Source organism: Methylomonas rivi, from assembly GCF_024505165.1.
In the GTDB taxonomy this organism is placed as follows: Bacteria; Pseudomonadota; Gammaproteobacteria; order Methylococcales; family Methylomonadaceae; genus Methylomonas; species Methylomonas rivi.
On record NZ_JANIBK010000170.1, the window covers coordinates 1 to 7,101 of the forward strand.

The 7,101-nt window shown below is 53.7% G+C and carries 8 protein-coding genes; 4 read left to right on the top strand and 4 right to left on the bottom strand.

Features of this window, described 5'->3' with window-relative positions; genetic code table 11:
* Together NP596_RS18690 and nadC are read right to left on the bottom strand one after the other, a co-directional pair.
* Positions 1–958: IS5 family transposase (locus NP596_RS18690; protein ID WP_256616919.1), on the bottom strand; the 958-nt coding region annotated here is incomplete at its 3' end.
* A gap of 141 nt (positions 959–1,099) precedes the next feature.
* The gene (gene nadC, locus NP596_RS18695; protein WP_256616920.1) at positions 1,100–1,933 is read right to left on the bottom strand and encodes a carboxylating nicotinate-nucleotide diphosphorylase; all 834 of its coding nucleotides are present in this window, start codon (positions 1,931–1,933) and stop codon (positions 1,100–1,102) included.
* A gap of 118 nt (positions 1,934–2,051) precedes the next feature.
* Between nadC and ampD the strand changes: the two genes are divergently transcribed.
* On the top strand, positions 2,052–2,600 hold the full coding sequence (gene ampD / locus NP596_RS18700; RefSeq protein WP_256616921.1) for a 1,6-anhydro-N-acetylmuramyl-L-alanine amidase AmpD: 549 nt from the start codon (positions 2,052–2,054) through the stop codon (positions 2,598–2,600).
* Here ampD and nudE read toward each other — a convergent pair.
* Positions 2,578–3,150 (bottom strand): ADP compounds hydrolase NudE, encoded by a 573-nt coding sequence (gene nudE / locus NP596_RS18705; protein ID WP_256616922.1) that lies wholly within the window; start codon positions 3,148–3,150, stop codon positions 2,578–2,580. The two genes, ampD and nudE, sit on opposite strands and share 23 nt — an antisense overlap.
* 107 nt (positions 3,151–3,257) lie before the next feature.
* Between nudE and yrfG the strand changes: the two genes are divergently transcribed.
* On the top strand, positions 3,258–3,926 hold the full coding sequence (gene yrfG / locus NP596_RS18710; protein ID WP_256616925.1) for a GMP/IMP nucleotidase: 669 nt from the start codon (positions 3,258–3,260) through the stop codon (positions 3,924–3,926).
* Here yrfG and NP596_RS18715 read toward each other — a convergent pair.
* The gene (locus NP596_RS18715; RefSeq protein WP_256616923.1) at positions 3,862–5,193 is read right to left on the bottom strand and encodes a DEAD/DEAH box helicase; all 1,332 of its coding nucleotides are present in this window, start codon (positions 5,191–5,193) and stop codon (positions 3,862–3,864) included. The genes yrfG and NP596_RS18715 overlap by 65 nt on opposite strands.
* A gap of 101 nt (positions 5,194–5,294) precedes the next feature.
* Here NP596_RS18715 and trxA point away from each other — a divergent pair, with 101 nt between their 5' ends.
* Both trxA and rho read left to right on the top strand, forming a co-directional pair.
* A complete protein-coding gene (trxA, locus tag NP596_RS18720; RefSeq protein WP_013820898.1) occupies positions 5,295–5,621 on the top strand; it encodes a thioredoxin TrxA in 327 nt (108 codons plus the stop codon).
* Positions 5,622–5,799: 178 nt separating this feature from the next.
* On the top strand, positions 5,800–7,056 hold the full coding sequence (gene rho, locus NP596_RS18725; RefSeq protein ID WP_256616924.1) for a transcription termination factor Rho: 1,257 nt from the start codon (positions 5,800–5,802) through the stop codon (positions 7,054–7,056).
* The last annotated feature ends 45 nt before the right edge of the window (positions 7,057–7,101 follow it).

Sequence of the window (7,101 nt, forward strand, 5' to 3'; positions counted from 1 at the left end):
CCGCCCTCAATTGGCGGCGCAACAGATATAAATTCGCTAACCCCACCAGCCAATTCACTTGGGCGGTATTTTTCTCTAATCCCCGGTAACGGGTCTTGCGAAAGCCGAACTGGCATTTGATGATTCGAAAAATGTGCTCGACACGGGCTCTGACCGACGAATATTTGCGGTTGCGCTTACGCTGGCTACTCGATAGGTTTTTGCCGGGCTTGCGTTTGTCGTTGACACACCAGCTTAGCCCCAGCTGTCGTGAACCCTTTTTATAATCGTCGCTGGTGTAACCGGCGTCGGCAAAGATCACTTGATCATCCTCGCGCAGCAGCTTGGGCAATTCCACGATGTCGGCGGTATTGGCTGCTGTAACAGTCACGCTGTGCACCGCACCCGAATTGACGTCGGCGCCGACGTGGATTTTCATGCCAAAATACCACTGGTTGCCTTTCCGGGTTTGGTGCATGTCGGGGTCGCGTTGTTGCTCTTGATTCTTGGTTGAACTGGGGGCGTGAACAATCGTGGCATCGACCATGGTACCTTTGGATACCAACAGGCCTTGATCTTTCAGATGGTCGTTGACGGTCGACAACAAGACTTCGGTCAGCTTATGTTTTTCCAGCCAGTGGCGGAAGTTGAGAATGGTGGTTTCGTCCGGCAGCGCTTCGGTGACGCTACCGAAGCCGGCAAAACGACGGATGCTGTCGATTTCATACAGCGCGTCTTCCATTTGACGATCCGAGTAGCTGAACCATTGCTGCATGCAGTGGATGCGTAACATGCGATTCAAGGGCATCGGTTGTCGGCCTCGGCGACCACTTTGCGGATAATGCGGCTCCAGCTTGGCTAACAATAAGACCCAAGGCACCACTTGCTCCATTTCCGCCAGAAATTTTTCCCGCCGGGTTTGGCGTTTTTTGCTGGCGTATTCAAGTTCGGCAAAACTGGTTTGGGTCGGTGTGTTCATCGGCTAGTCCAGGCTACGATCAGATAGACTCTATTATCTCATCTCTCGGCGGGGATTTAATCAGCGTTTCCCTAGGCCGAAACGGTTTATGGGCCTGAGTATTGGCCGGTTTTTATAAAACCGGCCAATGAGCGGCAACGTTTAGGCGGCTAATAATTCGATCCGCATCGATAAATCGATAGCAGTGATGTTTTTGGTCAAGGCGCCGATTGAAATATAGTCCACGCCGGTTTCGGCAATGCCGCGTATGGTATCCAGGCTGATATTGCCGGATGCCTCCAGTTCGGCTTTGCCTTGGTTCAGCGTCACCGCGCGCCGCAAATCGTCGACGGAAAAATTATCCAGCATGATGCGGTCGGGTTGCGCAAGCAAAGCCTCCCTCAGTTCCGCCAGGGTTTCCACTTCTATTTCCACCATTACATCGCCGAGCGTCCTGGCTTTGGCAATCGCCGCGCCGATGGAGCCGGCGGCGATGATGTGGTTTTCCTTGATTAATATCGCGTCGAACAAGCCTATCCTATGATTGACGCAACCGCCGCAATGAACGGCGTATTTTTGCGCCAGTCGCAGGCCGGGGATGGTTTTACGGGTATCCAGAACTTTACAATCGGTGCCGGCGACTGCTTGCGCATACTTGCGCGCCACGCTGGCGGTGGCCGACAGGGTTTGCAGCAGGTTTAAGGCGGTGCGCTCGCCTGTCAGCAAGGCTCTGGCCGGGCCGCGCAGTTGGCAAAGCACGCTGCCGGCGACCACATCGTCGCCTTCCCGGCAAGCCCATTCAATGGCGATGTCCTTGCTAAGCTGTTGGAATACCGCTTCGAACCAGGCTTGGCCGCATAACACCATGTTTTCGCGCGTCACCACGCGGGCACTGGCGTTGGCGGTTTCCGGGATAATGCCGGCGGTCAGATCACCGCTGCCGACGTCTTCGGCAAGGTAGGCGGCAATGTCTGCCAAGGCGGGCTGCGATTTCATGGGGTATCCGGGCGAAAGTATTAAAATGGCAGCATTATAAACCAAGGAGAAGCGCCGTCAGGCTATTGGCGCATGCCGGGTTATGGGAAAATACCCGATTTACGATTATTCGAATCGCATGAACATTCTCGAGCATCGCATCGATATTGCCCTATTCCGGCCCTCGCCCAATTGCGATGCCAGACCGGATGCCGCCGACATTTCCCTGCTGGTAATACATTGCATAAGTCTGCCGCCCGAGCAGTTCGGCGGCGTTTATATCGAGCAACTGTTTTGCAATAATCTGGACCCCGATGCGCATCCCTATTTTCAGGAAATTGCCCGGCTCAAGGTTTCCGCGCATTTGTTGATACGCAGGGACGGCGAGTTGTTGCAATTCGTCCCTTTCGACCGGCGGGCCTGGCACGCCGGCGTGTCGCAATTTCAAGGCCGGGAACGCTGTAACGATTATTCCATCGGCATCGAGTTGGAAGGGTCGGTGAATCAAGCCTTTAACGACCGGCAATACCAAAGATTGGCCGAGGTAACCAAGTTGTTGCTTGAGCACTATCCCAAATTAAGTCGGGACAGGATAGTCGGACATAGCGATATTGCGCCGGGCAGAAAAAACGATCCCGGCCCTAATTTTGACTGGCAGGCTTATTTCAAGGCTTTGCTTGCCGGATAGGCCTATCCCGCAGATAGGCGGCGGTCAAATACAAGGCGGCAATCGAACGCGCTTCGCTGCATTCGCCGCTACGCATCAGTTTGTCGATTTCGTGTATGTTCCAGGGCACCACTTCCAGTTCTTCCGGTTCGTCGCCTTCCAGTTTTTCAGGATAAAGCTGTTCGGCAAGAATAATGTCTATGGTATGTTCCAAGTAAGCGGGCGCCATGGATACCGTATGCAGATGCCGCAGCTGCCGGGCGCCGTAACCGACTTCTTCCTTCAGCTCCCGATTGGCGGCGTTCAGATTGTCTTCGCCGGGGTCTATTTTGCCCTTGGGCAGCCCTAGTTCGTAGCGATGCAGGCCGGCCGCATATTCCCTGACCAGCAGGACGGTTTCGTGATCCAGCATCGGCACCACCAATACCGCGCCATTCGAGCCGCCGCGCGCCAAACGTTCGTATTGGCGCTGTTGGCCGCTGCTGAATTCCAGCTGCAAAACTTCGATGCGGAATTGGCGGGTTTCCGCAATCACTGCCTTACTGTGAATAATGGGCATTTTCCGGGACATGGCGCAATCGGGCGGTTATCGACGCCTTAATCGTAACAGAGGCGGGATGACAAAGCCCCGGCTTTTTCGCTACCATCATGATCGGACATAACGGATGGGGCACAAACATGCTGGATTGGTCGAATATCGAAACCGTATTGCTGGATATGGACGGTACTTTGTTGGATTTGAATTTCGACAATCATTTCTGGCAGGAATTTGTGCCGCAACGGTTTGCCGATTTACATCAACTTTCGCTGGCGGAAGCCAAACAACAATTGCGGCCCCGCTTTAAAGCCATGGAAGGCCGCCTGGAATGGTATTGCCTGGATTACTGGAGCGCGGAATTGCAGTTGAATATTGCCGGGTTGAAGCAGGAATTGGCCGGCTTGATCGCCGTACATCCGCATGTGACCGAGTTTTTGGATGCGGTACGCGCAAGCGGCCGCCGCCTGTTATTGGTCACCAACGCCCATCGCGACAGTTTGAGCCTGAAAATGGAAAAAACCTGTCTGCAACGGTTTTTCGACCAGATTATTTCGTCGCACGACTACGGCTTGGCCAAGGAGCAGCAAGACTTTTGGCGGACGCTACAGGCCAACCACGTATTCGAAAAACACAGCTGCCTGCTGGTCGACGACAGCTTACCGGTTTTGCGCTCGGCGCAAAGCTTTGGGATTGCGCATTTGGCGGCTATCAGCAAGCCCGATAGCCGGGCTCCCATTCGGCAAATTACGGAGTTTCCGGCAGCGGAGGACTTTCGGGGGCTGATGACGGGGCTTCATCCGTCCGCTTAGGTATAAATTCCCTGGGTTTGCGATCCTGGCGCGGACGCGGCGGGCGTTTGTCGTGCGGAACGACTCGTTCGCGAGGCTCTTTTCGCTGGGGTTTGACGACCTCTTCGACCAGCAATTCCGGGGTTATCGCGGTGACCGGCACTTTTTCGCCGATATAGTCTTCGATGTCCGGCATCGAATACGCGTATTCCTCGCAAATAAAGCTGATGGCCTCGCCGCTGGCGCCGAAACGGGCGGTGCGGCCGATGCGGTGTACATAATCTTCCACGTCCTGCGGCAGGTCGTAATTGAACACATGCGAAACGTCGGGAATATGCAAGCCGCGCGCGGCCACGTCGGTGGCTATCAACAAAGTAACCCGGTTTTCCTGGAAATCGTTCAGCAGCCGCTGGCGTTTTTCCTGCGGTACGTCGCCGCTGAGCATGGCAACCTGGTAGCCGTTGGCTTCCAGGTAGTCATCGAGCCGTTCCGCGCAACGCTTGGTGTTGACGAACACGATGCTGCGTTGCGGCTGATGGTACTTCAGCAGTCCCAACAGCAGCGGGATTTTCTGGTCGTTGGCCGGACAATAGGCGATCTGGTTGATGGCCTTGGAGGTGACCTCTTCCGACTCGATACGGATCAGCACTGGATTGTTCATGTGTTCGTAGGCCAGTTCGGTCACTTTGTACGACAGGGTGGCCGAAAACAGCAGGTTCAGGCGTTTTTCCGGCGGCGGCATTCGGCGCAGCAGAAAACGGATGTCCTTGATGAAGCCCAGGTCGAACATGCGGTCGGCTTCGTCCATCACGGTGACTTGAATATTATCCAGCGTGAAGGCGCCCTGTTTGTAAAAGTCGATGATGCGGCCGGGGGTGCCGATAATGATGTCGACATTGGTTTTGAGCTTGTCGAGCTGTTTTTGGTAATCGGTGCCGCCGTAGATCAAGGCGAGCTTTAAATTCAAATACTTGCCCAGCACCAGCGCGTCTTTATGAATCTGAATCGCCAGTTCCCGGGTCGGCGCCAAAATCAGGGCGCGGGGATTTTTAATCTGTTCGCTTTCGTCGTTGATCAAACGCTGAAAAGTCGCCAGCAAAAAACTAGCGGTCTTGCCGGTACCGGTTTGGGCTTGGCCGGCGACGTCCTTATCGCGCAACGCCAGCGGTAGCGATTTGTCCTGTATCGGCGTGCACTGGATGAACCCCGCTTCCTTCAGGCCTTTAATGATGGAGTCGGAAAGCTCCAGATTGCTAAAACGTGTTTCCGTCAGATGTGCTCTTTTCATAGCCCGATAGCATAGCGTAAAAAGCCGTTTCGATGAAATCGATTGACAATCACGGGTAGACATTACTATAGTTTTGGCTTTGTAAACTAGTGGAGAATGGCGTGAGCGACTTAGTCCTTCATGTATCGGATGCTGATTTTAACGATACGGTTATTAAAGCCAACGGTCCGGTGTTAGTAGATTACTGGGCGGAGTGGTGTGGTCCCTGCAAAATGATTGCACCGGTTCTGGATGAAGTTGCGGCTGAATATCAAGGCAAATTGACCATTGCCAAACTGAATATCGACGAAAACCCCAAAACTCCCCAACATTACGGCGTGCGCGGTATTCCGACGCTGATGCTGTTCAAGGGCGGCGAAGTGGAGGCGACCAAGGTGGGCGCTCTCACCAAATCGCAATTGACCGCATTTATCGATAGCAACATCTAGCATTACGCTCCCGATAACCGGACTTTTCAACAAAACGTTTTGATAAGTCCGGTTATTGCGCTAAAATCGTTCACGCTTGCTCCTTACGCATCCATAGTCTTCGTAATTTTTTCCAACAACCACCTCTGCCATAAACGGTTTCATGCCGTTTTGCTTTTCTTCTTTTCCCATAACCCTTATGAATCTTACCGAGTTAAAACTTAAACAAGCCACCGAAATTATTGCCATCGCCGAATCCTTAGGGTTAGAAAATATCGACAGAGCTCGAAAGCAGGAATTGATTTTCGCCATTCTGAAGAAACAGGCGAAGAGCGGCGAAGATATCTTTGGGGACGGGGTTTTAGAAATACTGCAAGACGGTTTCGGTTTTTTGCGTACGCCCGGATGCTCCTATCTGGCCGGGCCGGACGATATTTATGTGTCGCCCAGCCAAATCAGACGTTTCGGTTTACGCACCGGCGACACGGTCAGCGGTAAAATCCGCCCGCCCAAGGAAGGCGAGCGTTATTTCGCCATGCTCAAGGTGGAAAGCATCAATTTCGAATCGCCCGAACACGCCAAAAACAAAATTTCCTTTTCCAACCTGACGCCTTTATTCGCCAACAAACGCTTCCGTTTGGAACAAGGCAACGGCACCAGCGAAGACTTGACCGCCCGCATCATCGACTTGATCGCGCCTATCGGCAAAGGCCAGCGGGGTTTGATCGTGTCGCCGCCCAAGGCCGGTAAAACCATGATCATGCAAAGTATTGCGCATGCGATTGCGGAAAAGAATCCCGAATGCTATCTGATCGTGCTGCTGATCGACGAACGCCCGGAAGAGGTCACTGAAATGGAGCGCTGCGTGCGCGGCGAAGTGGTCTCCAGCACCTTTGACGAACCGGCCTCCCGCCACGTGCAAGTGGCCGACATGGTGATCGAAAAAGCCCGCCGCATGGTCGAACACAAACACGACGTGGTCATCCTGTTAGACTCCATTACCCGGCTGGCGCGTGCTTACAACATGGTAGTGCCGTCGTCCGGCAAATTGCTGTCCGGCGGCGTGGACGCCAACGCGCTGGAAAAACCCAAGCGCTTTTTCGGCGCCGCCAGAAACATCGAGGAAGGCGGCAGCTTGACCATCATCGCCACCGCGCTGGTGGAGACCGGCTCCCGCATGGACGAAGTAATCTTCGAGGAGTTTAAAGGCACGGGCAACATGGAATTGCATCTGGAACGCAAAATCGCCGAAAAACGTGTTTACCCCGCCATCAACATCAACCGCTCCGGCACCCGCCGCGAGGAATATCTGGTCGATCCGGACGAACTGCAAAAAACCTGGATTCTGCGCAAAATTCTGCAACCGATGGACGAACTGGCGGCATCGGAATTTTTATTGGGCAAATTAAAAGACTTCAAAACCAATGCCGAGTTTTTCGATTCCATGAAGCGCTAACGCAACACATCGGCTTTAGGGAAACGATAAAAAGCCGGCTTGGTT